Annotated in this window: 4 protein-coding genes; all 4 read left to right on the top strand. The window is 39.2% G+C overall.

What is annotated here, in order from left to right:
* Positions 1 to 1,275: 1,275 nt before the first annotated feature.
* Positions 1,276 to 1,596, top strand: a complete 321-nt coding sequence (locus AC1D7X_RS25630) for a hypothetical protein (RefSeq protein WP_495476419.1) — start codon at positions 1,276 to 1,278, stop codon at positions 1,594 to 1,596.
* A gap of 287 nt (positions 1,597 to 1,883) precedes the next feature.
* Positions 1,884 to 2,288: an NUDIX hydrolase gene (locus tag AC1D7X_RS25625; protein WP_495476418.1), complete on the top strand. Its 405-nt coding sequence runs from the start codon at positions 1,884 to 1,886 to the stop codon at positions 2,286 to 2,288.
* Between the two features lie 312 nt (positions 2,289 to 2,600).
* A complete protein-coding gene (locus AC1D7X_RS25620; RefSeq protein ID WP_495476417.1) occupies positions 2,601 to 2,861 on the top strand; it encodes a SunI/YnzG family protein in 261 nt (86 codons plus the stop codon).
* A 382-nt stretch (positions 2,862 to 3,243) separates the two neighbouring features.
* Complete coding sequence (locus AC1D7X_RS25615; protein ID WP_495476416.1) at positions 3,244 to 3,651, top strand: hypothetical protein; 408 nt, start codon at positions 3,244 to 3,246, stop codon at positions 3,649 to 3,651.
* Positions 3,652 to 3,943 lie beyond the last annotated feature (292 nt).

Below are 3,943 nucleotides of genomic sequence, written 5' to 3'. Positions count from 1 at the left end.
CCTAGGTCGCCAAGAGGTATTTCGAAGAAGTGGAATCAGGCGACACATCCAACCGGCCAAGTGGCAGAGCCACCCGGACCTACGGTCCTTAAGCCGTTTGGACGTCAGAAATGCGCAACGTTACCTGAAATATCTGGATAGGGACATATGAAGGGCATTAAAGAATCGATGATAGTGATAATCAGGAAGAAATAATGAATAAAAGGTAAAGGCATAAGAAATAAAAGCGAAAGATCTAAAAAACAGGTTTGAAATCAGCATAGAGGCATTTCGAAGAAGAGATAGAAATACATAAAGAAAATCAAAAAAAACTAAGTGAGATTAAATACGTTAAGAACATCAAGAACATCAAGAACATCAAGAACATCAAAGACATGAAATACACCAAATAAAATTAAATGATATAAGGAATTTGAAAGTAAATTCAGAGAAGTCAGATACATCAGGTAACACCGCATTCCTACTGCGGGCATTCGCCCTTGATCGCCTAGAAGGATTTCTGAGGAGATTATTCAGGCGATACATTCAACCAGCTAAGTCTGACGACCCGTTCCCTTTGGTCACTTAAGCTGCTTGAACGTCAGGAATGCCAAACGTTATGCGAAATTGCTCTATAAACAATGAAGAAGCCCAACCCCATGAAAAAGAATATAATCTGGACTCAAGAGGGAAAAGCCGAGGAAGAACAAGAATCATAGGAACAATCGCTCCAAGAAACGCCGAGGTCGGCGGTAGGATCGAACTCCTATGATTCTTTTGACGTCTAGATTATATTCAGGAAATTTCATGGGGCCGAAAGATTCGCAAGACTTTCCTAATCCCATACCTTTGATTCCTAATGATAACTCGACTAAGCGGAGGAGCATAATTATTCGTCCCGAGGGATTTCAAAGAAGAAGGTTACTTGGAAGAAGATAAAGAGTGAGCTTAGGCACGTAACCATCATAGAGACGAATAATTGCAAAGTAGAAGACTGAGTTATCAAAGAAAAGAAGGAATCAAAGGCAAGAACAAAGAAGGATTAGGAAAGCGAATCTTTCGGGGGCCAATCGAAGAGGACGAGCAACTACGCATAACAATGCATTTTAGCTTCGTCGCATACGCTCCTAGGTCGCCTAGAGGGATTTCTGAGAAGTGCATCAGGCGACACATCCAACTGGCTAAGTGGCAGAGCCACCCGGACCTACGGTCCTTAAGCCATTCGGACGTCTGAAATGCGAAACGTTATCGGAAACTTCTGCAATGTGTTAAAACATAAAAGTGAAGGTGATTAGTATGAAAAGCTCGAAAATGGAATTTTTAGAACCATGGGAATCAGAAACCTCGAGTGTTTTTCTCGATGAACTTAGTAAAGAAATTTCTGATAATCACATTCTCAAAGGAATCAAACTAACAGTGGTTGCTAGAAGAATAGATCGAGACGATGTGTTATTTCAATATCAAGAGGTTCCTGATAAGTATGTTCAAGTTCATTTAACTTGGAAGAGTAATGAAGAATCAGATGCTCAATGGCCTAAATCAAAAATATATGAGGCACTTGAAGAATGGGTAAATGAAGTAATGCTCCTAGATAATAAGGAATATGAAGAAAATTGATTATAAGACATTAGATATATTCGGTAGTGGATTCAAAGATGGCAGAAGCATCCGATAACATTACATTTCTGCGTCGTCGCTGACGCTCCTTGGTCACCAAGAGGTATGCCAGGGAAGTATAATCAGGCGACACATTCAACCGGCTAAGTCTGACGACCCGTTCCCTTCGGTCACTTAAGCCGCTTGAACGTCAGAAATGTGCGAACGTTATGTGAAATTGGGGCAATACATGTTAAAACCATTTTAATTACATCAATGTAATGTAGAAGTAAATCTGGGGGGATATCGTGGGATTTAATGATACTTATAGGTTTGGTGCACATGCAATAATCCTCAATGAACAAGATCAAGTGTTAATGCTAAAACGTACATACGGAAATAAAGGATGGAGTTTACCAGGTGGAGGAGTTGATCCTGGAGAAACGATTCATCAAGCACTGATTCGTGAATGTCGTGAAGAACTAGGATTAGATATTTATGATATTGTGTTAACAGGATTTTATTATCATAGTAATCTCAATGCTCAAGTTGGAATATTTCGCTGTTCAATACCTGGTGACAAAGAAATAAATCTAAGTTCTGAACATTCAGAATATAAATGGGCAGAACTAGCTGAATTAAGTGAAGTACAGCGTATTAGGGCTATTGATGCAATAGAATATAAAGGACAAATTATAAGTCGTTCTTTTTGATAGATAATATTTTGTGGGATTCATCAAAGAAGGCCCCAACATCACATAACATCGTATCTACGCTGCGGGCTTCGCCCTTGGTTCGCAAGAAGAGGTAAGCAGAGAAGTAGATTCAGCTCACAACCCTGCGAGGCTAAGTCCGTCGGACCCGGCGCGATGCGCCTTAAGCCTCTCAGGTTCGTAGATACCCAAACGTTATGTGAAAGTTAGGTCTGAACTGAAATTTGAAAGATAGAACGCCCGCAACGTCCTGTTGCTGAAGTGAATGATTTAAGAGAGTAAAACAATTATAAAGAGTCTGGTGGGAATGCTATGTTTGGAATAAAAGTAGAAAGAGTCAATGATAATCTGGTTATTAGGTGGCAATTATCCAAAATAGAAATCCCCATTTCTGAAATTTTAGACGTATCGCATGATGATACTTATGGAGGGGATCAAAAGGATGCTATTAGAATTGGTACTCCATATGGTACTACCGATAGAATTAAAATAAAGACTAATTCTAAAACCTATATTCTATTTACAACAAATGTAATCTCATTAAATAAAAAAATCAGTTCGATTAGGAACTAATGAATCATACACTAATCCCCGGCTGTTTATAGGTGAAAGTCAAGACATGAAAAGACATTAAAAAAGAGTTCAAAATCAATAGAACTAGGGTCGACATCCTGTCTTAATTCAAAGAAGAGCCCGAACCATCACATAACACGGCATTCCTACTGCGGGCATTCGCCCTTGATCGCTTAGAATGATTTTCTGAGAAGTAGACTCAGGCGATACATTCAACCAGCTAAGTCTGACGACCCGTTCCCTATGGTCTCTTAAGCTGCTTGAACGTCAGGAATGCCAACGTTATGCGAAAGCACTTTAAATGATGTCAAAACAAATACATTCATTAAGAAACGAATAAATAAGAAATAGGTGATGTGGTATGAGCTGGGATGTAACATTTATGAAGCTGAATAAGAGCGTTTGTAGCGTCGAGGATATAGATGATGAGATGACTGAAGAACTAGGAAACAGAGATGAAATAATAAACATGATAGGTAAGCTATTTCCTGAAGCTGATTTTAGTGATCCGTCTTGGGGATTACTGGAACAACCAGGCTATTCTGTGGAGTTTAATATCCCAGAGGAGAACAATATTACAGAGATTATGCTACATATACGAGGTGATGAAACCTCAATTGAAGTAATAAAGAAAATTCATGAACATACTTCCTGGATGGCGATTGATGAAGAAATTATCGACTTTAATAATAGGCCTGAGCAGGGTTTGGAAGATTGGCAAAATGCTAGAGATTTATTAATCAAAGAAGTAAGTTCAAGAGAGAAGAAATGGTATGAATTTTGGAAGTAATACTAAGAAGAAAGTGCCTTCGCATAACAAAACATTCCTACTGCGGGCATTCGCCCTTGATCGCCAAGAAGGATTTCCAAGGGGGTTATTCAGGCGATACATTCAACCAGCTAAGTCTGGCGACCCGTTCCCTTTGGTCACTTAAGCTGCTTGAACGTCAGGAATGTCAAACGTTAAGCGAAACCCCTGTGAAAACCAGATGAATGAATTAAGAATCAGGATCCTAGAAAGTAAAAGGATGTGAACTGAAGTGAGATTACCCTACAAGATTGGATATATGATCACTCTTACA

The sequence above is a fragment of the Paenibacillus sp. Y568 genome, from assembly GCF_059445545.1.
This window is presented reverse-complemented; position numbering and strand designations above follow the sequence as displayed.